The sequence below is a fragment of the Devosia sediminis genome (genome assembly GCF_016411825.1).
GTDB classification, from domain to species: domain Bacteria; phylum Pseudomonadota; class Alphaproteobacteria; order Rhizobiales; family Devosiaceae; genus Devosia; species Devosia sediminis.
The window spans coordinates 157,539-183,950 of sequence record NZ_JAEKMH010000002.1 but is presented as its reverse complement, the minus strand read 5'-3'; the positions used below and the strand labels follow the sequence as shown (position 1 = coordinate 183,950).

Sequence of the window (26,412 nt, the reverse complement as noted above, 5' to 3'; positions counted from 1 at the left end):
CTCCTGCTTTCCGTACCTGGGTCAAAATCCGCTCTGCGGCGGAATGCGTTAACCGGCTTTAACGATTGCAGGGGTTTGGCGCCAAATGCAATGGGCCCAATGGCGAGCTTGCGCGGGCGCATGGGGGAGAAGATAAGAACAGGGTCTTTCCCCGCAGCCCCGGCACCGCGCACATGCCCCTGCTCGACCACGATCCCTTCCGGGCCTTCACGCTGGCCATGGACCATATTCCGCAAGGCGTCGCGGTGTTCGATGCCGGGTTGCGGCTGGTCGTGTCCAACCAGCGCTACAACCGGCTGCTGGACCTGCCCGACGACCTCGTGCGGCCCGGATCGGCGCTGTTCGATATTGCCCTGTTCATGGCCGAGCGCGGCGATTTCGGCCCGGGCGATGCCGCACAACTGGCGATCGACCGGATCAAGGTGCTGACGGGCGCGCCCAATACGGTGACGCAGCGCCTCGGCAATGCCGGCCAGGCACTGGAATTCCAGTCGAGCCGCCTGCCCGATGGTGGTCTCGTCATCAGCTTTTCGGACGTGACGGCGCGGGTGCGGGCGGAGCAGCAGCTCGAACAGGTCAACCAGACGCTGGAACATCGCGTCGAGGAGCGCACGTCGGCGCTCAAGCAGGTCAATACCGAGCTTGAAGCCGCGCGCGCCAAGGCGGACGCGTCCAACCACGACAAGACGCGCTTTCTCGCAGCGGCCAGCCACGACCTGCTGCAGCCGCTCAATGCCGCCAGGCTTTACACGTCCACACTGATCGAGCGGGCCAAGTCGACGGCTTTTGCGGACCTTGCCAATTCCATCGAGGCCTCGCTGACGGCGGTGGAAGACATCATGTCGGCGCTGCTCGACATCTCCCGGATCGACAGCGGCGCGCTCCGGCCGGCACCCAAACCCATCCAGGCGCAGGACCTGCTGAAAAAGACCGAGGTTGAGTTTGCACCCATGGCCCGGGAACGCTCGATCGCGCTGCGCATCGTGCCGACACGGGCCAATGTTCTGGCCGACCGGTCGCTGGTGGGACGCATCGTGCAGAATCTGGTGTCCAACGCCATCAAGTATACGCCGGTGGGCGGCAAGGTGCTGGTAGGCCTGAGGCGCCGCGGCAACCGCTGGCGGCTCGACGTGATCGATAGTGGCATCGGCTTCAACAGGGACCAGCATCGGCTGGTCTTCGCCGAATTTTCGCGACTCGAGCGCGGGGCCCGCATGGCGCAGGGGCTGGGCCTCGGACTTTCCATCGTGCAACGCCTGGTCACCGCACTCGGGCTTACGCTGGAACTGGATAGCCAGGAAGGGCGCGGCTCGCGCTTTTCGATCTACCTGCCGGCGGTGCGCAATGTCCGCCCGCCCAGCGAGGACCAGAAGCCGGCCAGCGAGCCGGGGTTCGGCACGCTCAATCTCAAGGTGCTGTGCGTCGACAACGAGCGCGCCATTCTGGAAGCCATGGAAGGACTGCTCGGGCACTGGGGATGCGACGTGCGCACCGCGCTTTCGCTCAAGCAGATCGATCGCGAGCGCCTGCTCGAGGGCTGGTATCCGGACCTGGTGCTGATGGACTATCACCTGGACCAGACATCGGGCCTCGATGCCATCGAATGGCTTCGGCACAATCTGGGCGGACACCTGCCGGCGGCCCTGGTGACGGCCGATCGCAGCCCAGCCGTGCGGGCGCTGGCGGAGGATCGCGGCATTGCCGTGGTGACCAAGCCGGTCAAGCCCGCGGCGCTGCGCGCCACGATCAGCGGCCTCGCCAACCAGAGCGGGCGCGGACCGAGGGCCGGAGGCTAACCCTTCATCTGCGCGGGGGCCGGGGTTGGCGGGCTGGCATCGGGGGTGGCCGATGCCTTGTCGACCACCGGGGCGATTGGCGTGAGGCGGGGCATGCGGTTCCAGGCGTCGAGCGCGGCGATCTTGTAGGCCTCGGCCAGGGTCGGATAGTTGAAGGTGTTCTCGACGAAATAATCGAGCGTGGCGCCGAGGTTCAGAACGGCCTGGCCGATATGGATGAGCTCGGTCGCGCCCTCGCCCACGATGTGGACGCCGAGCAGTTTGCGCGTTTCGAGCGAGACGATCATCTTCATCATACCCGACTGCAGGCCCATGATGTGGCCGCGCGAGGTCTCGCGGAAGCGGGCGACGCCGCATTCATAGGGAATGTTCTGCGCCCGCACCTGGCTTTCGGTGAGACCGACGGTGGAAATCTCGGGCACGGCATAGATGCCATAGGGGAAAAATTCCGGCGCCGGCGGCATGCGCGCATCGAAGGCGTGGAGCGCGGCGATGCGGCCCTGCTCCATCGACGTCGAGGCGAGCGAGGGAAAGCCGATCACGTCGCCCGCGGCATAGATATGCGGGATCTGCGTCTGGAAGGTCGCCGGATCGACCTTGAGGCGACCCCGCTCGTCGGGAACGACCCCGCATTTTTCGAGGCCCAGGCCCTCGGTGGCGCCGACGCGGCCGGCCGCGTAGAGCAGCATGTCGGAGCGGATCTGCCGCCCGTCCGTCAGGTAGGCGATGGCCCAGCCCTGGGCGTCCTTTTCGACGCGCTCCACCTTCGAGCCGAGGCGGATGGTGACGCCACGCTGGCGAAGATCGTGGGTAAACTCCTCGATGATCTCGCGATCGATGAATTCGAGAAAGCTCTCGCGTGGCTCGATGATGGTGACGGGCACGTCGAGAGCCGAGAAGATGGTGGCATATTCGATGCCGATAACCCCGGCACCCACCACCGTGAGGCTGCGCGGGACACGCAACTGGTCACCCACGAGGCTGTCGCTGTCGAGCACGGTATGGTCGTCGAAGGGAATATTGGCCGGACGATAGGGCGCGGTGCCTACGGCGATAACGGCGTGGTCGAAGGCGAAGACATGCTCGTCGCCCGTGGGGTCGGTGACGCAGACATGGCGATCGTCGACGAAGCGCGCCATGCCGCCGAAGGTGCGCACGCCATTGCGGGCGAACTGATGTTCGAGCACCTCGATCTCGTAGTCGAGCGTCTTCCGGAGCCGGGCGCCGAGATCCTTGCCCTCGATCTCCTTCTTGACCCGGTAGGAGAGCCCGTAAAAGCCGCGTTCGCGCCAGCCCGACAGGTTGAGCACGGTTTCGCGCAGGGTCTTGGAGGGAATGGTGCCGGTATGGACCGAGACGCCGCCCAGGCGCAGGCGGTCTTCCACCACCAGCACCGACTTGCCCAGCTTGGCAGCCTGTATGGCGGCGCGGCGCCCGGCGGGCCCCGAACCGATGACGACGAGATCAAAACGTTCCACGACTATTCCCCTGAACCCGGTGCCAAACTAGCGAGCCAGTGTGACATCGGGGTTAAGAGGGCAGCAGGGCCGACGGTTGCATGCCTACTCAGCGCGCAGCGCGGGCTCGCCCAGGTCTGGCAGGTCGTAATAGCGGCGTACCACGTCCCAGCCCTCGGCGGCGCTGTCGACCACGGTGAAGAGGTCGGGATCAGTGGGGGAGATGGTGCCGGCTTCCGCCAGGGCCTCGAAATTGATGACCTTCGTCCAGAACTCCTTGCCGAACAGCAGCATGGGGATCTTTTCCATGCGGCCGGTCTGGATCAGCGTCAGCGCCTCGAAGAACTCGTCCAGAGTGCCGAAGCCGCCGGGAAAGACCGCGACTGCCTTGGCGCGCATGAGGAAGTGGATCTTGCGCGTGGCGAAGTAATGAAAATTGAAGCTCAGGTCCGGCGTCACATAAAGATTGGGCGCCTGCTCGTGCGGGAGCACGATGTTGAGGCCGATGGATGGTGCGCCCATGTCGGCGGCGCCGCGATTGCCTGCCTCCATGACGCCCGGCCCGCCGCCTGTGGTGACCACGAATTCCTTGAAATCGAAGGTTGCCGAGGTCTGCGAGACCAGATGCGCAAAGGTCCGCGCTTCGTCGTAGTAGCGCGACGCGGCCTCAAGGTTGCGCCGCTGGGTTTCATTCTTGGCGGCCCAGGCGGGCTTGCCCGGTTCGGGGATGCGGGCGCCACCGAACAGAACGACGGTGGAATTGATGCCATGCTCGCGCAGGCGGAACTCGGGCTTGAGATATTCGAGCTGGAAGCGCACGCCGCGCGTGTCTTCCGAGGTCATGAAGTCGTCGTCGGCAAAGGCCAGGCGATAGGCGGCGCTGCGCGTCTGCGGCGTGTCGGGCGCCTTGCGCGAAACAACGACGTCCTCCCCAGAGGTGCGCAAGGATGTCGGGTGACGGCGTTTGGCCAAGTCGAACTCCGTAAGGGACAGTTGCGCCACAATTCGGCGCCGGTCTAAACGGCATAACCAGCATGGATGGGCGGGGCAAGGGCGGGGCATGGCCAATCGGTTCACGAGTGTGGAAGCGGCGATCGACGAAGCAGCGCATGGCGTGCTGGCGCGACTGCCGCGCGGACGGCTGGCCGACGGGCTGGTGGAATTCCTGGTTTTCGGCCTCAAGCAGGCCTGGGCGTGCCTGTTTGGCGGGCTGATGCTGGGCATGATCCTGCTGACGCGACTCTGGTGGCCCGATATCGGCATCCACCGCTACGATTTCTGGTTTCTCGCAGCGCTGGCCATCCAGCTCGGGATGATCCTCTTCCGCCTCGAAACGTTGGATGAGGCCCGCGTCATCCTGATCTTCCACATCGTCGGCACCGGCATGGAAATCTTCAAGACGGCGGTCGGGTCGTGGGTCTATCCCGACGAAGCGCTGTTCCGCATTGCCGGCGTGCCGTTGTTCTCGGGCTTCATGTATGCCTGCGTAGGCAGCTACATGGCCCGTATCCAGCGCATCTTCGACATCACCTTCACCCGCTACCCGCCGGTTTGGATGACCGCGGCGGTGGCCGTCGCCATCTATGTCAACTTCTTCACCCACCACTACATCCATGATTTCCGCTGGTTCCTGTTCGCGGCGATCGTGCTGCTCTATGGGCGGAGCTGGATGCATTATCGGGTGTTCCGTTTCCGCCACCGCATGCCCATGCTGCTGGCTTTCCTGCTGGTGGCGCTGTTCATCTGGATCGCCGAGAACATTGCCACCTGGTCGCGCGCCTGGATCTACCCCGACCAGGCCGATGGCTGGGCCCTGGTGAGCTGGAGCAAGCTGGGCTCGTGGTATCTGTTGATGATGATTTCGGTGGTGCTGGTGACGCTGGTGCACCGGCCACGGCCCTATGAAGGTGTTGAGACTGCACGCTAAAAATCGCTGGGAACCGGCATGATGGGTAGCCGTTGTCCGGGCCCGACGATACGGATTTCCAGATGAGTACGCTTTTCGGTCCTCGCCTCCACGACACATCTACAGAGTTTCGCCTGTGGGCCCCGAGCGCCCCCGATGTTTCCGTCATCTTTCCCGACCGAGAACCGGCGCCGCTGACCAGGAATGCAGAAGGCTTCTGGTCGGCGCTGGTCGCCAATTGTGGCCCGGGGCAACGCTACAAATTCCGCGCGGGGGGCATCGAATGCCCCGATCCTGCCTCGCGCCTTCAGGACGGCGACACGGCTGACTGGAGCGTGGTGACCGCACCCATTCCACCGAGCGGCCGGAACGAGCCGCTGCGCCCCTGGCACGAAACCATCATCTGCGAGGTGCATGTCGGCACGTTTTCGCCCGAGGGAACGTTTGCCGGCCTCGCCCAGCGGCTCGAACATATTCGCGACGCCGGTTATACCGCGCTCGAAATCATGCCCATCAACGCGTTTCCGGGCCGCCGCAACTGGGGCTATGACGGCACGCTGCTCTTTGCGCCCGAAGAGGCCTATGGCACGCGCGAAGAGTTCCGCGCGCTGGTGGACCGGGCCCATGAGCTGGGCCTCTGCGTGATCCTTGACGTGGTCTACAACCACTTCGGGCAGTTCGACAATTTCATCGAGAAAGTGTCGCCCGAATGGTTCGACGACAGTGTCGAGACCCCATGGGGCAAGGGTGTCGACTTCACCAGGGATATGGTGCGGCAGTTCTACTACGAGAACGCCCGCATGTGGCTGACCGAATGCGATGTCGATGGCCTGCGCTTCGATTCGATCCACGAAATGAAGACCGAAGCGCGCGACCTGTTCCTGGAAGAGATGGCGAAGACGTGTCGCACGGCCAAATATCACGCCAAGCTCATTGTCGAGAACATGGACAATATCGCCTCCTGGCTCGACCGTGACGAAGACGAGGAGCCGGTGCATTTCACGGCGCAGTGGAACGACGATATCCACCATGTGCTGCACTACCTCGTCACCGGGGAGCACAAGAACGGCTACGAGGATGGCAGTGCCGATGCCATTGCCGACCTCGAAAAGGGCCTGGCCGACGGCTTCGTCCATGATGGCGAAGCGGGTGAGGACAGTGATGGGCGCTCGCGCGGGGAGCCGGCCAGCCGCCTGCCGCCCGATGCCTTCGTGTCCTATGTGCAGAACCACGACCAGATCGGCAACCGCGCCGATGCCCAGCGCCTGCCGGACCGCATCAGCGCCGACAAGCTGGATTTCCTGCATTTCGTGACCATGCTGGCGCCGCATGTGCCGCTGTTCTTCATGGGCGAGGAAGCCCATATGCGCACGCTGTTCCCGTTCTTCTGCGACCTGAGCGAAGCGGATGCGGAGATCGTGCGGGCCGATCGCTACAAGCAGATGCGGGAGAATTTCCATGAGGAAGTGGGCGAAGGCGGCCTGCCCGATCCTAATGACCCCGCTACGTTCGAGAGTGCCAAGATCAACTGGGGCGAGTTCGCCCATCCTGAGCGGCAGGCCGCGCTCGAACGGTTCCGCACGCTGGCGCGATGGCGGCGAGAGCTGGTCTGGCCGCTGGCAGCAGGCAAGTGTATCGACGCGCACACCAGCCGGCAGGATACGGCCGTGGTGGTGAGCTGGGTATTCGAGGCGGGTACGCTCAACATGGCTCTCAATGCCTCGGACCGGCCGGTCGACGTGGCCTGTGCCGTTACCGGGACACCGGTCTCCACGGGCACGTTCTCGCAGAGCGGCGAGGTGCTGCGCCTGGGCCCCTGGAGTGCGCTGGCCTGGACCTGAGCCCACCGGCTCAACGCCGGGCGGGGAGGACCTTCCGGCCGAAGGTCTCGATGAAACTCTCCTGATTGCGGCCAACGCAATGGAGGTGAATGGCCGCGGGATCGAGGGTCATGAGGTCCTCGATCCAGCCGCGATGCTGTCCGGGATCGGCGGAAACCGAGACACAGTCGCGGATGCTGTCCTCATTCGCGAGCTTGGCTATGGTGTCGAAGTCAGCAGGCTGCGGCAGGTTCCAGTTGATATTGCCGCCGGCCGAGACCGGCCCCCATTGCTCGAGAGCCTGGGCGAGAGCGGCATCTTCGGTCTCGGCCCAGGAGAGGGCGTGCTGGATGTGGACGGGTTTGCCCGCGCCGCCATTGGCACGAAAGGCCTCGACGACGGGCCGCACCGTGTCGAGTGTTCCGCCGGTGGTAAGGAGGCCATCGGCCCAGGTAGCGACCCAGGCGGCGGTCTCTCCGGTGACGGCAGCGCCAAAAAGCGGCACCGGGTTTTTGGGGCGGGTGTAGAGCCGCGCCTCAATGACCGTGACGCGACCACGATGGGTGACCGTCTCGCCCCGGAAGAGGGCGCGGATGACATCGACACATTCCCTGAGGCGGGCGTTGCGCTCGGCCTTTTCGGGCCAGACTTGGCCAGTGATCGCCTCATTGATGGCCTGGCCGCTCCCGAGGGCCAGCCAGAGCCGCTCGGGAAACATTTCGCCGATGGTGGCGGCGGCCTGAGCGAGGATGGCCGGGTGATAGCGGACGCCGGGCGCGGAGATCATCCCGAAGCCAAAATCGGTGACCTGCATGGCAGCACCCAGCCAGGACCAGGCAAAACCGGACTCGCCCTGCCGCTCGCTCCAGGGATGGAAATGGTCGGACGACTTGGCGCATTGAAAGCCCGCGGCCTCGGCCATTTGCACATAGCGCAGCAAGGCGCTGGGCGAAAACTGCTCGTGGGAAGCGTGGTAGCCGAGAAGGGTCACAGGCCTGCCTCCCGCAAGAGGAGGGCGAGGTCGCTGACGGTGGTGGTGGAAAGCTGCATCTGGAACCGGCTGTGGTAGATTTCGAGCATGGCGTCATGGGTGGGGTCGGCGGAGCCGAAGATCGCGTCGGTGACGAGGACGACGTGATAGCCGAGGTCGATGGCGCCGAGCACGGTAGCCAGCACGCAGACGTCGGTTTCGCCGCCACTGACCACAATGGTCTCGACCCCATCGGCACGCAGGGTCTGGTGCAATTGCCCTGAATGCCAGGGCGAATAGACCGGCTTGTCGAACGTGCGCGCCGGGGGCACGAAGCGGGCCAGCGACGGCACGAGGCCGAGGAGGCCAGGCGGCAACTTTTCGCGCACCATGCCGGGCCAGCGCCGGTAATATCGACGCCAGGCACCCTGGGCGGCGTTCACTGTCTCGGGCGGAATGAAGCGTGTGAAAACGGTACGGTGGGCCGACAAGGCGGCAAGCTCCTCCACCGCAGGCAAGATCCGTGCAAGCCAGGACGCGTGCCACTCGGTCTCTTCGGCAAAAACCGATTGCATGTCGACGCAGAGATGGGCCCAGCCTCTGGCAAAGGCGTCACTGCCAAGCGTGGTTTGCAAGGTCTCGTCGGGCAAGCCGGCTCTCCGGGCCATATGGGGTGAGCCGTCAACGCCGGAGCGGGAGCCGTGTTCCGCTAGCGGAGAAACTCGCGTTCGAACTCGTCCCAGCCGGCCAGTTTTTGTCCGGTTTTCGCGTCGCGGCCGCTATCGGGGGACACAGGCTGCGTCTTTGCCGCCTCGCGCTTGAGCTTGGCTTTCCAGGCGGCGCGCCGGCGGTTTTCGGCGGCGGTTTCCGCATCCTCTTCCCGCCAGGCCTCGACCCGGTCGCCATTGAGGAGATCTTCCACCATGCGCGGATCGAAGACGTGGAAGGTGATCTTGCGGGCGCGGCCGCGGAGCTTGACCGTCCGCGTGCCGGCGCTGGGCAGGCGGCCGTCCTTGAGCCAGCGATGCCGTTCGCTGGTCTTGATGGTGAGGATATCCTCGATTTCGCGCGGGATGATTTCGAGGCTCTCGATGCCCACAAGGGCCTTTTCGACAGTGGCCGATATTGCCGCGAAGTCGGCTTCCGCGCCTTCAGCCATGCGCAGTATCAGCGCCGAGCCACGGACATCGAGCGCCTTGCGCAGTTTCAACGGCAGGCGTGCGCGGATTTCGAGCAGGATGCCCTTGGCGCGCACGGACGAGCCCAGCGTGGCGGCCGGGGACAGCGGCCATTCGGCGATGAGGGTCAGGTTTTCGGGAGGTTTCTTGGCGGCACGCGGCATGAGTGGAGACATAGCGCGGGCGGGCGTGAGGTCAATGGGCGCAGGGCCCGCTCGCGGAGTTTTGCATGGCGCGGGACCGGTCGAAAACCGCCGCCCTACGCCTTCTGTTAACGCCCCCTGCCCCACAATGGTGGGCAAGGAGTGCGATTCCATGGCCAGGAAAAAACAGCAGAGCTCGAACCTTGTCGGCCTCGTGATCCTCGGTGCCCTCGGGTTTGCCATCTATCAGTTCGGCATCGTGGGCAATCCGGATCGCCCGAGCAACAGCGCGCCGCGCGCGGCGGCTTCCGCTGCCACGACGACGCCATCTCGACCTGCCGCCGTGCCGCTCGATGCGCCACGCTTCGTCAATGTGGCATCGCTCAATGTCCGGCATACGCCGAGCACGTCGGGGCCGCTGATCATGGCGCTGCCGCGCGGCACCCAACTGAGGGTTATCGGCCGGCAGGACGGATGGCTCTTGATCGATCTCAACCCAACCCTGGAGGGCTGGGTATCCGAGCAGCTCACCACGACCGAGACGCCCAGGCAGGCGCTGCGGCCATCAGCGCCCCTCCAGGGATCGCGATAGGCATCCCCCTCTTGCATCTGCCTTCCAAAATCCGCATATAGGCCCTGGGAGGTTGGCGCGGACGTGTTCCTCGCCAACCGGGTCAGGTCCGGAAGGAAGCAGCCCCAACGAGATCCTCACGGGTCGTCTGCCAGCCTCCTGCTCAATTCTCTGTTTGTATCTGGCGATTTGGGCCGCAGGCTTTTGCGGGACGAGCGCCATTGCCCTATGGTCAGGGCATGACCACAGGCAGATTCCCTTTCACACGAGGCAAGGACCGGCAGGATGGCTGAAAACCAGACTTCTCCCTACCTCGTGCTGGCGCGCAAGTATCGCCCGCGCGACTTCTCGACCCTGGTCGGGCAGGACGCCATGGTGCAGACGCTGGGCAATGCCTTTGCGCAGAACCGCATCCACCACGCCTTTATCCTCACCGGCGTGCGCGGCGTGGGCAAGACGACCACGGCCCGCATCCTGGCCCGCGCCTTCAACTATGAAGACGAGACCGGCCGCCACCCGACGCTCGACCTCGAAACCGAAGGCATGCATTGCCGCGCCATCATCGAGGGGCGGCATGTCGACGTGGTGGAGATGGACGCCGCCAGCAATACCGGCATCGGCGATATCCGCGAGATCATCGACTCGGTCAAATACGGTCCGGTCTCGGCGCCCTACAAGGTCTATGTGATCGACGAGGTGCATATGCTCTCGACGGCGGCCTTCAATGGGCTCCTGAAGACGCTGGAAGAACCGCCGCCCTATGTGAAGTTCATCTTCGCGACCACCGAAATCCGCAAGGTGCCGATCACCATCCTGTCGCGCTGCCAGCGGTTTGACCTGCGGCGTATTCCGGCCGAGGTGATGTCGGATTATCTCGAGAAAATCCTCGGGCAGGAGGGCATCGGCTTCGAGCCCGATGCGCTGGCCATGATCGTGCGCGCAGGCGAAGGCTCCGCCCGTGACTCGCTCTCACTGCTCGACCAGGCGATCGCGCATGGCAATGGCACGGTGACGGCGGCGACCGTCAAGGCCATGCTGGGCCTAGGGGACCGGGCGCGGATTATCGACCTTTTCGAAGACCTGATGGGCGGCCGCATCGCCGAGGCCCTGACGGCCCTGCGGGAGCTCTATGATCTGGGCGCCGACCCGCAGACGCTCTTGGCGGACCTGGCGGAATTCACCCATCTCGTCACCCGCATAAAAGTGGTGCCGGCGGCGGCCGACGATGCCTCGCTGACGCCGGACGAACGAACACGCGGCCGGGATCTCGCCAATCGCCTGCCGATGCGGGCGCTGACGCGGGCCTGGCAGATTCTCTTCAAGGGCAATGAGGAAGCGGCGCGTGCCGGCAACGCGCTGCAAGCCGCCGAGATGACGCTTATTCGCCTCGCCTATGCGGCCGATCTGCCGAGCCCGGACGAGGTGATCACCAAGCTTACCCAGCAGGGCACGCTGCCCTCGGGTTCGGGCGCACCGCAACTGCCGCCGCGCGGGCCTTCGGGCGGCGGATCGGGTGGTGCGTCAGCCATGCGGCTCGAAGCGGTGCAGACAGCGCCGGCGCCGGTGGAGGTACCCGCCTCCCGGCCACAGGCCATGGCGCAGCCGCAGGCAGTCGCACAGCCGCAACCGGTGGTGCAGCCGGCGCTGGCGACGGTCACCAGCTACAAAGACCTCATCGCCCTGGCGCAGGCCAAGCGCGATGTGCTGGTCAAGCTGGCACTGGAAAGTTCGATGCGGCCGGTCTCGTTCGAACAAGGACGCATCGAAGTGGCGCTGAGCGATGGCGCCGATCCCGGCATCATCGCGACGCTATCGGCGCGGCTGCAGACCTGGACCGGGCAGCGCTGGCTGGTCATGGTTTCGACCAAGGCGCCCGAGGGTTTCACCATCCGCCAGGAGGCCGAGCAGAAGAAGCAGGCGGCCACCGAGGCGGCGCATGACGACCCGCTTGTCAAAGCCATAATGGAAACATTTCCGGGCGCGAAACTTGTCAATGTGACGGTGCGCGAAGAAGCCGCCGTGCCCGACCTGCCCCCGCCCCCGTTTGAAGAGGACGACGAATGAAAGACATCATGGGCATGATGAAGGCCGCCGGCGAGATGAAGGCCAAGATGGAAACCATGCAGGCGGAGCTCGCCGAACTGGTCGTCGAAGGCCGCTCCGGCGGCGGCATGGTCTCCGTCTCGCTTTCCGGCAAGGGTGACATGCGCGGTATCAAGATAGATCCGTCGCTGCTCAAGCCCGAGGACGCCGAAGTGGTCGAGGACCTGATCATCGCCGCCTATAGCGATGCCAAGGCCAAGAGCGAGGCCGAAGCGCAGCGCAAGATGGCCGAGGTGACCGCAGGCCTGCCGATCCCGCCGGGCATGAAGCTGCCGTTCTAACGGGATTCCCCTTCTCCCCTTGCGGGAGAAGGTGCCCCGAAGGGGCGGATGAGGGGTCGTTCACCACTGGTATCGAGCGCGTGGAGAGAACCCCTCATCCTGATTTTCTGCTGAACGCAGAAAATCTGTCCCTCTCCCGCAAGGGGCCAGGGGGCATCGAGCGTGTGGTGGGAAAAAATGCCCTCAGGCGGACCTGAAATCGAACAGTTGATCCAGCTCCTGGCGCGATTGCCAGGGCTTGGACCACGCTCGGCGCGGCGGGCGGTGCTGCATCTCATCAAGAAGAAGGAGCAGCTCATGCTGCCCCTGTCGGCGGCGCTGGATCGGGCCGTCGCTGCGGTGCGCACCTGTGAAGTCTGCGGTAATGTCGATACCATGTCGCCGTGTTCGATCTGCGCCGATCCGCGGCGGGGCGAGACGGGTATCCTGATCGTGGTCGAAGATGTCGCCGACCTTTGGGCGCTGGAGCGCGCCGGGGTCGGACAGGTGCGCTACCATGTGCTCGGCGGCGTGCTGTCGCCGCTCGATGGCGTGGGCCCAGACGATCTCAACCTCGACGGGCTGATCGGCCGGGCGCAGGACTATGCGGAAATCGTGCTGGCGATGAATGCCACGGTCGAGGGCCAGACCACGGCACATTACATTACCGACCGGCTGGCTGGGACAGGCATAAGGGTGACCCGCCTCGCCCATGGCGTGCCGGTCGGCGGCGAACTCGACTATCTCGACGAGGGCACATTGAGCCAGGCCCTGAGGGCGCGGACAGAGATTTAAGGGTCCCCTATCACCCCACCCAGCTTTGCTACGGCCTGGCGGCCTAGCGTCGCTACCCTCCCCCTCGGGGGGAGGGAACGAGGGTGGGGTGAGTTGCGGCCCTAATGCAGGTCGTTCTTGAATTCTTCGCTGCCGTGCCAGGCATTGTCGTCGTCGGCCGGGCCTTCTTCGTCGTCCTCGTAGAATTCCTCCTCGCCGATCAGCGCGGCGCGGGCGTCGACATCGTCGGGCGAAAGGGCGTCGAGGTGATCGGCCGGATCGACGTCGACGGCGGCATCGAGGTCACCATTCTCGTCGGCATTGGCCATATCGCCCTGCAGTTCATCAAGGGCGCGATCGATCTCGTCGATCATGGCCTTGGGGTCTTCGTCGCCAAAATCGCCCTGTTCGCGGGTGACGAGTTCGGCGCGCATTTCCTTCAAGCGCTCGATGCGTTCGTCGACCGGCCGGTCGCCGCCATAGAGCAGATCTTCGATCTCGTCCTGGCTGAACGGCAGGCCGAAGCTGACCTGTTCGGTGGCGTCGAAGGTGCCGTCGAAGGGCATGAGGGCGTCTGAATTATCGTGATGCTGAGCCATTTGCGGTCTCCAGAAATGCAGTTTGCATGACAAATGAACGTCCGCCTGGCCGATGCGTTTCGCCCCCGAATAGATTGTGATCGAGGACAGGACATGGCTTTTCGCAAGGGGTCGCGGGTGCGCTGGAACTGGGGAGCCGACACAGCGTCAGGCAAGGTCGTCGAGCGCTTCACCAAGAAAGTGAGCCGGACGATCAAGGGCACGGAGGTGACGCGTGAGGCCAGCCGCAAGGAGCCGGCCTATCTCATCGAGCAGGACGATGGCGACAAAGTGCTGAAAAGCCGGAGCGAACTCAGCCCGGCCAAGGACTAGTTGAGGTCGCCTGGGTCTTCGCCAACGAGGCGGAGGACCGGCTGGGCGTCGTCGCTGCCGCCATCCCAGCCGGCCGGCAGGGGCTTTGACGATTTGGCGCCCAGTTCGCGCAGCATTTCGACCTGCCGGATGACATTGCCGCGGCCGGTGGAGAGCTGGTCCCTGGCCTTGGCGAAATCCTGCTGGGCGCGCTCAAGGCTGTTGCCGACCTTGTCCATGGTGCCGAGGAACCCGGCGACCTTTTCATAGAGAGCGCCGGCGCGCTCGGCGATTTCCTCGGCATTTTGGTGGCGCTTTTCGATGTCCCAGACATTGCGGACGGTGCGCAGCACAGTCATCAGCGTCGTCGGGGTCGTCAGCATGACTCCCTTGCCCATGCCGAATTCGACAAGCTTGGCGTCGTGCTGAATGGCGGTGGCCAGGGCGCTTTCGATGGGGACGAACATCATCACGTAGTCGAGGCTGGACTTGGCCGCGCGGTGATAGGTCTTGTCGCCCAGCGTGGTGATATGGCCGCGTACCGAGGTAATGTGGGCGCGCAGGTGCTGGTCGCGGTCGAGCTCCTCGCTGTTGACGAAGGCCTCGAAGGCGGTCAGCGAAACCTTGGAGTCGATCACCAGGCGGTCGCCATTGGGCATGAGGATTTCCACATCGGTGCGGACGCGCTGGTTGTCCTCGCCGATATGGCTCTGCTGGGTGAAATACTGCTCGCCCTCGCGCAGGCCCGACTGTTCGAGAATGGTCGAAAGGATCATTTCGCCCCAGGCACCCTGGGTCTGCGAATTGCCCTTCAGTGCCCGAGTGAGGTTCTGCGCCTCGGTGGTGATCTGGAGGTTGCTTTCGGCCAGCATACGGATGCGCTCGCCCATGGCCGAGCGATCTTCCACGAGGTTCTTGTGGAACTCGACGATCTTGTCCTGCAGGGGTTTGAGGAGCGTATCGACCTGTTCGCGGTTCTGCTTGGTGAATGTTTCGCTGTGCGAGCGCAGCACGTCGCCTGCAATGGACTTGAACTCGTCGGTCATCTGCTGCCGCGCCTCGGTGAAGCGCTGCAAATTGGCTTCGTTCTGGCGCTGCTGTTCATCGAGCCGGGTGCGCATGGCGGCCAGCTCGGCCTGGAGGCCGCTCGATCTGTCGCGTTCGGCATCGAGCAGATCAGTGGCCCGATCACGCTCGCGCTCGACCTGCGCCTCGAGATCGCGAATGCGGGCATCGCGGCTGGCCACCTGTTCGAGGACGCTGGCCTTCAAACCCTCGGCAGCTTCACGCGCTGCCGCATCGGCCCGGGCCGCGCTGGCGCGGGCCGACACCAGCAGCCAAATGATGAGCAGGAGCAGCACAGCCGCCCCGCCGGCAACGAGTGCCGTGGCCGATGTGACGGGCCAATCGCCCAGGGCGAAGAGGATAGTTTCGAGATCGCGCATGAACCCAGTCTAGCGCGATTCTTTTGTTCGCAAAATGTTCCGCGGCGCGGCTGGATTGACCGCTGCGCTGTTGACCGCGGAGCCGGAAATGGCCATATCGGGGGCAATCCTTTCTCCGCCGGACTTTCTGCCATGGCCATCCGCCCGATTCTCGTCATTCCCGATGCCCGTCTCCGGGCTGTTGCCGACCCGATCATCGAGGTCGACGCGGAGATCAAGACGCTGGCCAAGGACATGCTGGACACCATGTATGACGCGCCGGGCATTGGCCTCGCCGCGCCGCAGATCGGCGTGTTGAAGCGCATCGTGGTGATGGACCTGGCCGGCGAGGGCGAGCCCCCTGCCCCGCTGGTGATGATCAATCCCGAAATCACCCATTTCGGCGAACAGATGCAGGTGACCGAGGAAGGCTGCCTTTCCATCCCCGAACTCTATTACGAGGTCGAGCGGCCCAACGACGTGACGGTGAAGTATACCGATCTCGACGGCAAGGAAGTGGTCAAGGAAGCCGAAGGCAAGCTGGCGGTCTGCATCCAGCACGAACTCGATCACCTCGATGGCGTGCTCTATATCGACTATCTCAGCCGCCTGAAGCGCGATCGCGTCATCAAGAAGTTCGACAAGCAGGCCAAGCTGGCGGCGCGGTAATTCTTCTCCCCATTGGGAGAAGGCGGCGCGCAGCGCCGGATGAGGGGAGCGGCGGAGAAATCCCCCTCACCCGTCTCGCCCTTCGGGCGATCCACCCTCTCCCCGATGGGGAGAGGAATAAGAGGTAGCCCTAAATGCGCGTCGTCTTCATGGGTACGCCCGATTTTTCCGTTCCAACGCTGACCGAGATCGTTTCGGCGGGGCACGAGGTCGTGGCCGTTTATACGCGCGCACCCAAGCCCGCGGGCCGGGGCCAGGCCGAGCGCAAGAGCCCCGTGCACGAGACGGCAGAGGCCTTCGGCATTCCCGTATTCACCCCGCGCTCGCTCAAGGGCGAGGCCGAGCAGGCGCAGTTCGCCTCGCTGGGCGCCGAGGTGGCAGTGGTCGTGGCCTATGGCCTCATCCTCCCCAGGCCAATCCTCGACGCGCCCGACTATGGCTGCCTCAACCTCCATGGTTCGTTGTTGCCGCGTTGGCGCGGGGCCGCGCCCATCCAGCGCGCCATCATGGCAGGCGACCGCCAGACCGGCATCGTGGTGATGCAGATGGACGAAGGCCTCGATACTGGCGCGATGGGACCGACGGAGATCATTCCCATCGGCCCTGACATGACCGCCGGCGAACTGCACGACCAGATGATGCGGCTGGGCGCCGACCTGATGGGCCGGGCGCTGGCGGCGCTGGAGCGCGGCAGCCTTGACTTCACGCCGCAGCCGGCAGAGGGCGAGACCTATGCGGCGAAAATCGACAAGGCTGAGGCGCGGATCGATTTCTCGCAGAGCGCCGAGGCGGTGCATAATCGCATCCGCGGCCTGTCGCCGTTTCCAGGCGCCTGGTTCGAACTGGAACTGGCGGGCAAGCCGGTGCGTATCAAGGCTCTGCGATCCAACCTGGTCAGCGGCAGTGGCGCGCCGGGCGCGTTGCTGGGCGACGGGCTGACCATTGCCTGCGGCACAGGCGCGGTGCGCCTCATCCAGGTGCAGCGCGAGGGCAAGGGTGCGATGGACGCCGCCACCTTCCTGCGCGGCGCCGGGACGCTGCCCGCCACCGTCAGCTAATGGCCCGCTTCAAGCTCACGATCGAATATGACGGAACCCCGTTTTGCGGCTGGCAGCGGCAGGCGGATCGGATGAGCGTGCAGCAGGCGCTGGAGGAAGCCATTGCGCGCTTCTCGGGGGAGACGGTGACCACGCAGGCCGCCGGGCGCACCGATGCGGGCGTGCATGCGCTGGGCCAGGTGGCGCATTTCGACCTCGGCAAGGACTGGGACCCGTTCCGCATCCGCGAGGCGCTGAACTACCATCTCAAGCCCGACCCCGTCGTGATCATCGCCTGCGAGACGGTGGGCACGGACTTCGAGGCGCGGTTCTCGGCCACGGCCCGACACTACGAATACCGCATCCTCAACCGTCGCGCCCCCGCCGCCATCGAGCGCAACCAGGTGTGGCACGTGCCGGTGCCGCTCGACGCCGCGCGGATGCACGAGGCGGCGCAGCTTATTCTCGGACAGCACGATTTTTCCACCTTCCGCTCGGCGGAATGCCAGGCCAATTCGCCCATTCGCACGCTGGACGCGTTCGATGTCACGGGCGATGACGAAGTGGTGTCGATCACCGCCAGCGCCCGCAGCTTCCTCCACCATCAGGTGCGCTCGATGGTCGGATCGCTGAAGCTCGTGGGTGAAGGCAAATGGAGCCCGGCAGACTTCCGGGCAGCGCTGGATGCCGCCGACCGGCGGCGGTGCGGGCCGATGGCGCCTGCGAGCGGGCTCTATCTCACGGGCGTCGACTATCCCGGAGGCAGCGGGCCCATCGCCTGAAGGATGACGCCACCGAGGACGAGGAGGCCGATCAGTTGCGCGGCCACCTGCGCGACAATGAAGATGGCGATCTGCATGGGCGCTAGGGTGACGATGCGGCGGGCGATGTTGATTTCGACGATGATGCTGAGCAGGCCCACCGCGACCAGCATGACATCGCTGCCACCCAGCAGCACGATGCTAACGGCGCCGATGAGTGACACGTAGAAATTGACCCAGTTGTCGGCCACGAGATAGGGCAGGAACCCGTCGAGGCGGCCCAGAAGGTTCAGCACCAGATAGGCGGCCCCGATCTGGATGGCGAACAGCAGCACCGACAGCAGGGTCATCATGGCCGCCGCACCGACCGGTGAGGGCACGCCGAGCAATTGCGGCCCGAAGACGCTGACGCCAACCGCCAGGACAAGGGCGATGAGGCTGCCGATCACCCCGCGCGTCGAAAAATCGAAGTAGCGCGGCGCGTCCTGCCGGCCCAGGACCAGAGCCCAGGCGCCACGGGCGGCGTCGCGGGCTTCCTCGAAAAATGTCGGCAGGGTCTGGGGCAAGGAACTATCTCGTCTCAGGCAGCAGGAATAGGCGCTGGCATCATGTAGAGCGCGATCGGCGTGCCGACAAGAAGAAGGATGGTCAAGACTGCGAAGGCTGCCGAAACGCCGATGCTCCAGCCCCCCGCCATGCGGCCGAGCCGGAACAGCAGGACAAGCAGCCCCAGCCACAGCAGCGGCAGCAGAAAACCGGCCACGAGCGAAAGCAGCGCCCCGAGGATGAGATAGAAGGTGAGTGCATAAACGCCGGGCACCAGCAGCGGCAGGATCGCGCCCCGGTCCTTGACGGCGGCGCGGGTGCCGAAGATGCCGATCAGCAGCGCCACGAGGAACAGTGATTGCAGGCCCATGGTGGCGATCAGTTCCGCCAGCGTGGGCACGCCGAAGCTGAGCGACGCCAGGACAACGCCGAGAAAGGCGAAGAGGTAGAACAGCACCAGAGCGGTCGCGAGGCCGGGCATGGTGAGACGAAAGCGATCCTGCCAGCCGGCCTCGCCCCGCACGATCATGATCCAGCCCTGGATCGCCTGCTGCAATGCCTTGAAAATCGTCATGCGCCCGGCTCCGCAAAGAAGCGGCGCATGAAGGCGGCGTAAATCTCAGTCAGGCCGGAGAGGTCGCTGAGGGCGATATGCTCGTCGGTCTTGTGCATGGACGGACCGACAAGGCCGCATTCGACCACCGGCCCATACTGGGCGATGAAGCGCGCGTCGGATGTGCCGCCGCCGGTGGAATATTCGGGGGCCCGGCCATTGCGCTCGGCGATGACGGCGGAGAGCGTCTCGATGTCGCGCCCCAGGGGCGACAGGAATGACCGCGAGGGCACGCCAGAGACCTCGAAATCGACGCGGCACCCCTGCCGTGTCGGATCGGTATTGTGCATCTTGGCGAGCATCAACCGGTCCATGATCCACGTTTCGAGGGTCTCCGGCGTCCAGAGGTCGTTGTAGCGGATGTTGAAGCGGAGCGTGCCGCTCATGGGAATGACGTTGCCGACCGGATTGCCCACATCGATGGTCGTCAGTTCGAGGTTGGAGGCCGGGAAATGCGCCGTGCCCCCGTCGAGCTGTTCGGACGAAAGGGCCGTGGCGATGGCGGCCAGCAGTGGCAGCGGGTTGTTGGCCTTATGCGGATAGGCAACGTGGCCCTGCGTGCCGGTCACCGTGACCTTGCCGGAGAAGGAGCCGCGCCGGCCGATCTTGATGCTGTCGCCCAGAACGTCGGTGGAGCTCGGCTCGCCGACAATGGCGAAATCGAAGCCGTGGCCATTGTCGGCCATCCAGCGAACCAGCTTTTCGGTGCCGTTGATGGCGTCGGCTTCCTCGTCATTGGTGATGGCGAGATGGATGGTGCCCGCTTCGGGCGAAACAGCCGAGCAAGCCGCGACGAAGGCCGCGATGCCGGACTTCATGTCGGCGGCGCCGCGGCCGTAGATCCGGCCATCTTCAATGCGCGGCGTGAAGGGATCGCTGGTCCAGTGCGCCACCTCGCCGGGCGGCACCACATCGGTATGGCCGGCAAAGAGCAAGCGGCGACCGCCCTGCCCGCGCGTGGCAAAGAGGTTGTCGACCGGATAGGAGCCGTCGCCCTCGAAGCGCAGCCTGGTCACCGCAAAGCCGAGGCTTTCCAGTTCGGCTTGCAGCAGATCAAGCGCCCCGGCTTCCTCGGGGGTCACCGAGGGACAGGCAATGAGGCGTTCGAGCAGGGATTGCGGGTCGATGGTCAAGACGGCTCCAGTTTTCGGTCAGGCGGCGGCGTTGAGCGGATCAGCGCCATAGGTATTGGTGCCGGTCGTGCCCTTGAGGAAACCAAGCTGGACCAGCATGTAGATGGCGAAGATGCCGAAGGCGAGGTTGAGCAGGCTCAGCCACATGGCCGGCACGGGCATCATGACGCCGCCCATATCCGTCCAGGTCACACCGATCCCGGTGGCCGAGAGCAGGTTGAGCACGACCGAGATGGCGAGAAAGATCTTGAGATCGGTGCCGTCATTGTTGCGATCGCGGCGGCGCTTGATGCCGATGCAGTAGCCGGGCCAGAGAAAGACCACGCTCAAAAGCACATTGAGCCAGGCGACGACGACGACATTGCCGAAGCTGATGATGCCGAAAACAATATTGGCCACCAGCGCGATGACGATCAGCGAAACAATGCCGATCCACCACTGCTGGCGGCCGATGCGACCCTCGGTCGTGGTGAGAAGAGAAACCAACTTATCCATTTAATCCCCCTTGTTGGACCGGAATCATCTCCGGCCCGACAGAGAGTAAATTGCCGCCGCATTTCCCACCAGCAGCAGGAGTATTGAGGTTCAGTCGCGGAGCAGTTCGTTGATGCCGGTCTTGGAACGGGTCTGGGCGTCGACAGTCTTGACGATAACCGCGCAATAAAGGTTCGGACCGCGATTGCCATCGGGCAGCGGCTTGCCCGGTAGCGAACCCGAGACCACGACCGAATAGGGCGGCACATAGCCCATGTGGATTTCGCCGGTCTGGCGGTTCACCACCTTGGTGGAGGCACCGATGAAGACGCCCATGGAAACGACCGAGCCTTCGCCCACGACCACGCCCTCGACGATTTCGGAACGCGCGCCGATAAAGCAGTTGTCCTCGATGATGGTGGGACCGGCCTGCAGTGGCTCGAGCACCCCGCCAATGCCGACGCCGCCCGAGAGGTGAACGTTCTTGCCGATCTGGGCGCAGGAGCCGACCGTCACCCAGGTGTCGACCATAGTGTTCTCATCGACATAGGCGCCCAGGTTGACGAAGCTGGGCATCAGGATGGCGCCCTTGCCCACGAAGGCGGACTTGCGCACGATGGCCCCGGGCACGGCGCGGAAGCCGGCAGCGCGCCAGGTATTCTCGCCCCAGCCCTCAAACTTGGTCGGCACCTTGTCCCACCAGGTTGACTGCTGCGGCCCGCCAGCCATGGCGACATTGTCGTTGAGGCGGAAGGAGAGCAGCACGGCGCGCTTGAGCCACTGATTGACCTGCCACTTGCCATCGACCTTCTCGGCGACGCGGGCCTTGCCGGCATCGAGCAGGTTCAGCGCCTCGTTGACGGCATCACGCACTTCGCCCTGCGTGCCGAAATTGATCTCGGCGCGGTTCTCGAAAGCAGTGTCGATGATCTGGGCGAGCTGGGTATGCGACATGGACAGGTCCTGGACGGCAGAAAACGGTGCGCGGACCATAGCGGGGGCGGTCTGGCTGTCAACGGAAATGGCGGACCGACCAGCGCCAGCACAATATTGCATCCCCATATTGAACTCTTTTGCCGGATGGCCGTTGTGCGGCGATAGGGGGCAATCTGATCCGTAACCGTGGGCCAAGCCAAAACCGGAATCTGCCGGGCCTCTCGCTGCAGGGCGAGCGGGTGATGCCGCCTGCCGTTAACGCAGATCAATCCCCCGCACGCTTGCACCAAATGCGGTCTGGCTTAGTCCCGGAGCCTGACATAAGACAATTCGGCAAGACAGGCATCGCCGGAGGATAGGCCTCCTTTGGGCCGCGGCCCGCATACCTGGTGTTGAAGCAGTTCAAGAGCGTTGGAACCGGAATGGACACGTCGCACGGCATAGCCAAATCCCTCACGGGCATAGAAGGGTTCGACGAGCTGACCCTCGGGGGGCTCCCGACAGGCCGGCCGACACTGGTCTGTGGTTCGGCCGGATGCGGCAAGACGCTCTTTGCCACGACATTCCTGGTGCACGGCGCCCGCGACTATGACGAGCCGGGCGTCTTCGTCACGTTCGAGGAGCGGCCGGACGATATTGCGGCGAATGTGGCCTCGCTCGGCTTCGACGTGGAAGGACTGATCGCCGCCGACAAGATTTCCATGGAGCATATCGCCATCAACCCATCCGAGGTAGCCGAGATCGGCGACTTCGATCTGGAAGGGTTGTTTCTGCGTCTCGAACTGGCGATCGACGCCATTGGCGCAAAGCGCGTCGTGCTCGATACGATCGAGAGCCTGTTTTCGGCCTTCACCAACCAGGCCGTGCTGCGCGCCGAAATCCGGCGGCTGTTCGACTGGCTCAAGGACAAGGGGATGACCACGGTCATCACCGCCGAGCGCGGCGACGGCTCGCTGACGCGCCAGGGTCTCGAGGAATATGTCTCCGACTGCGTGATCCTGCTCGATCACCGTGTGCACAACCAGATTTCCACCCGCCGCATGCGGATCGTGAAATATCGCGGTACGGCGCACGGGACCAACGAATATCCGTTCCTGATCGACCGCGACGGTTTTTCGGTGCTGCCGGTCAGTTCCCTCGGCCTCAACCACAAGGTGTTCGAGGATCGAATTGCCTCGGGCGTGCCGGATCTCGACGCCATGCTCGTTGGCGGTGGTTTCCATCGCGGCTCGTCGATCCTGATTTCGGGCGTCGCCGGCTCAGGCAAGTCGTCGCTTTCGGCCAGCTTCGTCTATGCCGCTGCCGAGCGCGGCGAGCGGTCGATCTACTTTTCCTTCGAGGAATCGCAGGAGCAGATCGTGCGCAACATGCGCTCGATCGGCATGGATCTCGAGCCGTTCATCAAGGGCAGCCTCGTGCGCTTCATTTCGGCGCGGCCGACCTTCTACAGTCTCGAGATGCACCTGGCGATCATGCTGCGCGAAGTGCAGAAATTCGATCCGCGCGTGGTTGTGCTCGATCCGATCTCGGCCTTCATGGAAAGTGGCGACCGGCTGGAAGTGCAGGCCATGCTGCTGCGCATGGTGGACTTTCTCAAGAACCGCGGCGTTACTGCCGTGTTCACCCACCTCATGCACAGCCAGGACGGCAATGTGGAGACAGATGCGGGCCTCTCGTCGCTGATGGATGGCTGGGTGCTGATGCTCAACCGGGAAAGCGGCGGCGAATTCAACCGTGAACTTTATCTGCTCAAGGCGCGCGGCACCCAGCACTCAAACCAGGTGCGGGAATTCGTGATGAGCAAGAACGGCATCGATCTGCTGCCGCCCTATCTGGGCGAAACCGGTGCGCTGACCGGATCGGCACGACGCTTCGAGGAAGCACGGGCGCGCCGGACGGAAGTCGAGCGCGCCGGGGAAGTCGAGCGCCGCAGGAAGCAGGTCGAAGCCCGCCGCCGCAAGGCCATGGCACAGATCGAGGCCCTCAAGGCAGAACTGGACGCGGACGAGGCCGAATTGACGGCTGCCGCGACGGCGGAAGTCGAGTATCAACGTCAGTCGGCGGTCGATGCCGCCGACATGGAAGCCAGCCGTCGTGGCGGCGGCAACAGAGATTGAAATGAGCGAACTAACCCATCCCAAGAAGCTGACCCTCTACGTGGCGGGGCAGACGCCGAAATCCCTGGCGGCCATTGCCAATCTCAAGTCGATCACCGAACAGCATATGCCGGGCCAGTACGAGATCGAAGTGATCGACCTGCGCCAGAACCCCAAGCTGGCCAAGGAGCACAGCATCGTCGCCATTCCGACGCTGGTGCGTGAACTGCCCGTGCCGATCCGCAAGATCATCGGTGACCTGTCCGATGTCGAAAAAGTGCTGGTCAGCCTCAAGGTGCAAGGCGAATGAGCCTCGATGAGATTGCCGAGCTTCGCCGCCGTCTTTCGGAAGCCGAAGACACGATAAGGGCGATTCACCAGGGCGATGTGGACGCGCTGGTGGTGGGTGAGCTCAGCAATCCGCAGGTGTTCGACATCGGTGGTGGTGCCGATGCCTACCACGCCTTCATGGAAGTGATGAATGTGGGGGCCGTGGCCGTCGACCAGACGGGTCGCATCCTCTACGCCAATGCCAACATGAACGCCGTGCTCGGCGTCACGCAGAATTCGGTGCAGGGGACGCTGTTCTCCGACGTGGCGCAGGCGCCGGTGGCGGAAGCCATCCAGCGGCTGCTGGTGCCGCCGCTTGTTGGCCCGGTATCCACAGAGGTGGAGTTCGATCGCAACGGCGAGCGGGTCCACTACGTGCTGGCCGCCACGCCGCTGCGCCTCTCGACGACGCTCGGGGTGGCCGTGACCTTTACCGACGTCACCGAGCAGGTGCGCGCCCAGGCTGCCGAGCAGAATGAGCGCGCCGCCCGCGCGGTCATTGCCTCGGCCAATGAAGCGGTGCTGGTCTGCGACCGCAATGGCGTCATCACCCACGCCAATACGGCCTCGCATGCCGTGTTCGACGGCGATCCGCTGGGCCTGACCTTCGCGCAGGCCGTGCCGCTGGTGTTTCCCAATGCGACAGGCCTGATGCAGTCGGAAGACATCGTGCAGATGGCCGTGCAGGGCACGCCTGTCCAGGGCGTCGAGGCCCATGCGCCCAACGCGCCTAAGGCCAAGGACTACCTGGTCAGCGCGGCGCCGCTGCAGATCGGCAATGACGCCATCAGCGGCTGCGTCGTCACCATGGTCGACCTGTCGCAGCGCAAGGCCGCCGAGAAGCAGCAGTTGCTGATGATGCGCGAACTGGACCACCGCGTGAAGAACACGCTGGCGCTGGTGCAATCCATCGCCAGCCGCACCCTGCATCACGAAGATACGCTGGAAGGGTTCCAGAAGGCTTTTACCGGCCGCATCCAGGCCCTGGCGGCGACGCATAACCTGCTTGCGGAGAATTCCTGGACCAACCTCACCATCGAGGATGTCGTGCTGAGCGAACTGGCGCCCTATACGAGCGGCGTGTCGGGTCGGCTGGTCGTGCACGATCTGGGGCATTCGCTCAGCCCGCGGGCGGCCATCGCGCTGGGCCTCGTGCTGCACGAGCTGGCCACCAATGCCACCAAATATGGCGCGCTGTCGGTGCCGGGCGGCAAGGTTTCGGTTCGCGAATATGTCGAGACAGCAGCCCAGCCGGATCGCTTCGTGATCGAGTGGCAGGAGAGCGGCGGACCGGTGGTGACGCCGCCAACGCGCAAGGGTTTTGGCCAGACGGTCATTGCCCGCAGTCTGCAATATGCTCCGGCCGGCGGCGCCGAAGTGGACTTTGCACCCGAAGGGCTGGTCTGCCGCATTTCAGTGCCGATCGAGGACATGGCGGGCCAATAGGCCCGCCGCGCCCAGGATCAATCGGCGGCGGGATAAACGCCCAGGATCTTGAAATAGTCGGTGAAGAACTTCAGCTCGTCGAAGGCGTGCTGAACGCCCACGTCATCGGGGTGCCCCTCGATATCGGCATAAAACTGGGTGGCCGTGAAAGCGCCGCCCACCATGTAGCTCTCGAGCTTGGTCATGTTAACGCCATTGGTGGCGAAGCCGCCCATGGCCTTGTAGAGCGCCGCCGGCACGTTGCGCACGCGGAAGACGAATGTCGTCTTCACCTTGCCCGTATTGGGGGCCAGCTTTTCGCTGGGCGAGAGCACGAGGAAGCGCGTGGTGTTGTGGTCGGCATCCTCGATGTTTTCCGCCAGGACGTTGAGGCCGTAGATTTCCCCGGCGAAACGCGAGGCGATGGCCGCCACCGACTTGTCGGCCTTTGCGGCGATCTCACGGGCCGAACCGGCGGTGTCGACGGCATTGATGGTCCGCAGGCCGTGGCTGGCGATGAACTTGCGGCACTGGCCGAGCGCCACTGACAGCGACTGGACCGCCTTGATATCCTCGAAGGTAGCGCCCGGAACACCAAGAAGCGTCATCTCGACGCGCAGATAGGTCTCGCCGATGATATGCAGGCCGCTTTCGGGCAGCAGGTGGTGAATGTCGGTGATGCGCCCGTAGAGCGAGTTTTCGACCGGCACCACGGCGAAATCCGCCTTGCCGGTCTGCACGGCATTGAGCGTCTCCTCGAAGGTGACGCAGCCCAGAAATTCCTCGCCTGGGAAGACATTGGCGGACGCCGCGTGGCTGAAGGCGCCGGGTTCACCCTGGAAAGCGATTTTCTTGGTCATGGGACTTCTCTGGAGACAAAGGCTGGCGGGTTGTGGCGCGGGCAGGAGACGGTGTCAATCTGATGCAAGGCAGCCTGCCGACGCATGACAGGTGGATCAGAGCGGCGATTCAGCGGTGCGCTGGTTTGACCTGTTGCACCTCAAGGTGTCTTGATACTATGTTCCGCGCGCGTCGCACCGGCCGGTTGAGGCGGATTCCCCTTTTCCGGGGATCTAAAGTTGGGCCGGTTCGATTAAATG

General features: G+C 64.4%; 26 protein-coding genes, 1 other RNA gene and 1 pseudogene. 15 read left to right on the top strand and 13 right to left on the bottom strand.

Features of this window, described 5'->3' with window-relative positions:
• The first annotated feature begins 173 nt into the window (after positions 1–173).
• Positions 174–1,796 carry an ATP-binding response regulator gene (locus tag JEQ47_RS08145; RefSeq protein ID WP_198875924.1) on the top strand — a complete coding sequence of 541 codons (1,623 nt, stop codon included), beginning with the start codon at positions 174–176 and terminating at the stop codon, positions 1,794–1,796.
• Here JEQ47_RS08145 and sthA read toward each other — a convergent pair.
• Both sthA and JEQ47_RS08135 read right to left on the bottom strand, forming a co-directional pair.
• The gene (gene sthA, locus JEQ47_RS08140; RefSeq protein WP_198875923.1) at positions 1,793–3,274 is read right to left on the bottom strand and encodes a Si-specific NAD(P)(+) transhydrogenase; all 1,482 of its coding nucleotides are present in this window, start codon (positions 3,272–3,274) and stop codon (positions 1,793–1,795) included. The genes JEQ47_RS08145 and sthA overlap by 4 nt on opposite strands.
• Before the next feature lie 84 nt (positions 3,275–3,358).
• The gene (locus JEQ47_RS08135) at positions 3,359–4,315 is read right to left on the bottom strand and encodes an LOG family protein (protein WP_198875922.1); all 957 of its coding nucleotides are present in this window, start codon (positions 4,313–4,315) and stop codon (positions 3,359–3,361) included.
• On the opposite strand from JEQ47_RS08135, the gene JEQ47_RS08130 reads away from it, so the two are divergent.
• A complete protein-coding gene (locus JEQ47_RS08130; RefSeq protein WP_198875921.1) occupies positions 4,314–5,180 on the top strand; it encodes a DUF817 domain-containing protein in 867 nt (288 codons plus the stop codon). The genes JEQ47_RS08135 and JEQ47_RS08130 overlap by 2 nt on opposite strands.
• A 62-nt stretch (positions 5,181–5,242) precedes the next feature.
• Positions 5,243–7,000, top strand: coding sequence for an alpha-amylase family glycosyl hydrolase (locus JEQ47_RS08125; protein WP_198875920.1), 1,758 nt, complete (start codon positions 5,243–5,245; stop codon positions 6,998–7,000).
• A 10-nt stretch (positions 7,001–7,010) separates the two neighbouring features.
• Here JEQ47_RS08125 and JEQ47_RS08120 read toward each other — a convergent pair whose 3' ends face one another.
• The 3 genes from JEQ47_RS08120 to JEQ47_RS08110 are packed head-to-tail and all read right to left on the bottom strand — an operon-like array spanning position 7,011 to position 9,291.
• The gene (locus tag JEQ47_RS08120) at positions 7,011–7,970 is read right to left on the bottom strand and encodes a TIGR03885 family FMN-dependent LLM class oxidoreductase (RefSeq protein ID WP_198875919.1); all 960 of its coding nucleotides are present in this window, start codon (positions 7,968–7,970) and stop codon (positions 7,011–7,013) included.
• A complete protein-coding gene (locus tag JEQ47_RS08115; RefSeq protein ID WP_268905725.1) occupies positions 7,967–8,599 on the bottom strand; it encodes a cysteine hydrolase family protein in 633 nt (210 codons plus the stop codon). Before JEQ47_RS08115 ends, JEQ47_RS08120 begins: the two co-directional genes overlap by 4 nt.
• A 59-nt stretch (positions 8,600–8,658) precedes the next feature.
• Positions 8,659–9,291 carry a hypothetical protein gene (locus tag JEQ47_RS08110; protein WP_198875917.1) on the bottom strand — a complete coding sequence of 211 codons (633 nt, stop codon included), beginning with the start codon at positions 9,289–9,291 and terminating at the stop codon, positions 8,659–8,661.
• A 151-nt stretch (positions 9,292–9,442) separates the two neighbouring features.
• Here JEQ47_RS08110 and JEQ47_RS08105 point away from each other — a divergent pair, with 151 nt between their 5' ends.
• From JEQ47_RS08105 to recR, 5 genes and pseudogenes are all read left to right on the top strand, one after another.
• The gene (locus JEQ47_RS08105) at positions 9,443–9,862 is read left to right on the top strand and encodes an SH3 domain-containing protein (RefSeq protein ID WP_198875916.1); all 420 of its coding nucleotides are present in this window, start codon (positions 9,443–9,445) and stop codon (positions 9,860–9,862) included.
• Positions 9,863–9,908: 46 nt separating this feature from the next.
• Positions 9,909–10,005, top strand: an RNA gene (ffs, locus tag JEQ47_RS08100) — signal recognition particle sRNA small type.
• 112 nt (positions 10,006–10,117) lie between these two features.
• Positions 10,118–11,905: pseudogene (locus JEQ47_RS08095) on the top strand (DNA polymerase III subunit gamma/tau); the annotation flags it as partial.
• Positions 11,902–12,225 carry a YbaB/EbfC family nucleoid-associated protein gene (locus JEQ47_RS08090; RefSeq protein ID WP_198875914.1) on the top strand — a complete coding sequence of 108 codons (324 nt, stop codon included), beginning with the start codon at positions 11,902–11,904 and terminating at the stop codon, positions 12,223–12,225. The pseudogene JEQ47_RS08095 and the gene JEQ47_RS08090, both read left to right, overlap by 4 nt.
• A 177-nt stretch (positions 12,226–12,402) precedes the next feature.
• The gene (recR, locus tag JEQ47_RS08085; protein ID WP_198875913.1) at positions 12,403–12,999 is read left to right on the top strand and encodes a recombination mediator RecR; all 597 of its coding nucleotides are present in this window, start codon (positions 12,403–12,405) and stop codon (positions 12,997–12,999) included.
• Positions 13,000–13,100: 101 nt separating this feature from the next.
• Here recR and JEQ47_RS08080 read toward each other — a convergent pair whose 3' ends face one another.
• Positions 13,101–13,577 (bottom strand): hypothetical protein, encoded by a 477-nt coding sequence (locus JEQ47_RS08080; protein ID WP_198875912.1) that lies wholly within the window; start codon positions 13,575–13,577, stop codon positions 13,101–13,103.
• A gap of 93 nt (positions 13,578–13,670) precedes the next feature.
• On the opposite strand from JEQ47_RS08080, the gene JEQ47_RS08075 reads away from it, so the two are divergent.
• Positions 13,671–13,889: a hypervirulence associated TUDOR domain-containing protein gene (locus JEQ47_RS08075; protein WP_198875911.1), complete on the top strand. Its 219-nt coding sequence runs from the start codon at positions 13,671–13,673 to the stop codon at positions 13,887–13,889.
• On the opposite strand, the gene JEQ47_RS08070 is transcribed toward JEQ47_RS08075, so the two are convergent.
• Complete coding sequence (locus JEQ47_RS08070; protein WP_198875910.1) at positions 13,886–15,313, bottom strand: DNA recombination protein RmuC; 1,428 nt, start codon at positions 15,311–15,313, stop codon at positions 13,886–13,888. The two genes, JEQ47_RS08075 and JEQ47_RS08070, sit on opposite strands and share 4 nt — an antisense overlap.
• A gap of 132 nt (positions 15,314–15,445) precedes the next feature.
• Between JEQ47_RS08070 and def the strand changes: the two genes are divergently transcribed.
• The 3 genes from def to truA all read left to right on the top strand — a co-directional run bounded on the left by def (position 15,446) and on the right by truA (position 17,780).
• Positions 15,446–15,961 (top strand): peptide deformylase, encoded by a 516-nt coding sequence (gene def, locus JEQ47_RS08065; RefSeq protein ID WP_198875909.1) that lies wholly within the window; start codon positions 15,446–15,448, stop codon positions 15,959–15,961.
• Positions 15,962–16,095: 134 nt separating this feature from the next.
• Positions 16,096–17,019 carry a methionyl-tRNA formyltransferase gene (fmt, locus tag JEQ47_RS08060; protein ID WP_198875908.1) on the top strand — a complete coding sequence of 308 codons (924 nt, stop codon included), beginning with the start codon at positions 16,096–16,098 and terminating at the stop codon, positions 17,017–17,019.
• Positions 17,019–17,780, top strand: a complete 762-nt coding sequence (gene truA, locus JEQ47_RS08055) for a tRNA pseudouridine(38-40) synthase TruA (RefSeq protein ID WP_198875907.1) — start codon at positions 17,019–17,021, stop codon at positions 17,778–17,780. Before fmt ends, truA begins: the two co-directional genes overlap by 1 nt.
• On the opposite strand, the gene JEQ47_RS08050 is transcribed toward truA, so the two are convergent.
• From JEQ47_RS08050 to dapD, 5 genes are all read right to left on the bottom strand, one after another.
• Positions 17,750–18,325: a hypothetical protein gene (locus JEQ47_RS08050; RefSeq protein ID WP_198875906.1), complete on the bottom strand. Its 576-nt coding sequence runs from the start codon at positions 18,323–18,325 to the stop codon at positions 17,750–17,752. The two genes, truA and JEQ47_RS08050, sit on opposite strands and share 31 nt — an antisense overlap.
• 14 nt (positions 18,326–18,339) lie before the next feature.
• Positions 18,340–18,879, bottom strand: a complete 540-nt coding sequence (locus tag JEQ47_RS08045; protein ID WP_198875905.1) for a hypothetical protein — start codon at positions 18,877–18,879, stop codon at positions 18,340–18,342.
• Entirely contained in the window at positions 18,876–20,051 is a 1,176-nt protein-coding gene (gene dapE / locus JEQ47_RS08040; protein ID WP_198875904.1) for a succinyl-diaminopimelate desuccinylase, read from the bottom strand. Before dapE ends, JEQ47_RS08045 begins: the two co-directional genes overlap by 4 nt.
• 18 nt (positions 20,052–20,069) lie before the next feature.
• Complete coding sequence (locus JEQ47_RS08035) at positions 20,070–20,546, bottom strand: DUF805 domain-containing protein (protein ID WP_198875903.1); 477 nt, start codon at positions 20,544–20,546, stop codon at positions 20,070–20,072.
• A gap of 90 nt (positions 20,547–20,636) precedes the next feature.
• Positions 20,637–21,479, bottom strand: a complete 843-nt coding sequence (gene dapD / locus JEQ47_RS08030; RefSeq protein WP_198875902.1) for a 2,3,4,5-tetrahydropyridine-2,6-dicarboxylate N-succinyltransferase — start codon at positions 21,477–21,479, stop codon at positions 20,637–20,639.
• A 404-nt stretch (positions 21,480–21,883) separates the two neighbouring features.
• On the opposite strand from dapD, the gene kaiC reads away from it, so the two are divergent.
• From kaiC to JEQ47_RS08015, 3 genes are read left to right on the top strand one after another with little or no spacing between them, the layout of a single operon-like run.
• A complete protein-coding gene (gene kaiC / locus JEQ47_RS08025) occupies positions 21,884–23,578 on the top strand; it encodes a circadian clock protein KaiC (protein ID WP_198875901.1) in 1,695 nt (564 codons plus the stop codon).
• A 1-nt stretch (position 23,579) separates the two neighbouring features.
• A complete protein-coding gene (locus JEQ47_RS08020; protein ID WP_198875900.1) occupies positions 23,580–23,867 on the top strand; it encodes a circadian clock KaiB family protein in 288 nt (95 codons plus the stop codon).
• Positions 23,864–25,333 carry a sensor histidine kinase gene (locus JEQ47_RS08015; RefSeq protein ID WP_198875899.1) on the top strand — a complete coding sequence of 490 codons (1,470 nt, stop codon included), beginning with the start codon at positions 23,864–23,866 and terminating at the stop codon, positions 25,331–25,333. Before JEQ47_RS08020 ends, JEQ47_RS08015 begins: the two co-directional genes overlap by 4 nt.
• A gap of 17 nt (positions 25,334–25,350) precedes the next feature.
• On the opposite strand, the gene JEQ47_RS08010 is transcribed toward JEQ47_RS08015, so the two are convergent.
• Positions 25,351–26,172 carry a prephenate dehydratase gene (locus tag JEQ47_RS08010; protein WP_198875898.1) on the bottom strand — a complete coding sequence of 274 codons (822 nt, stop codon included), beginning with the start codon at positions 26,170–26,172 and terminating at the stop codon, positions 25,351–25,353.
• Positions 26,173–26,412 lie beyond the last annotated feature (240 nt).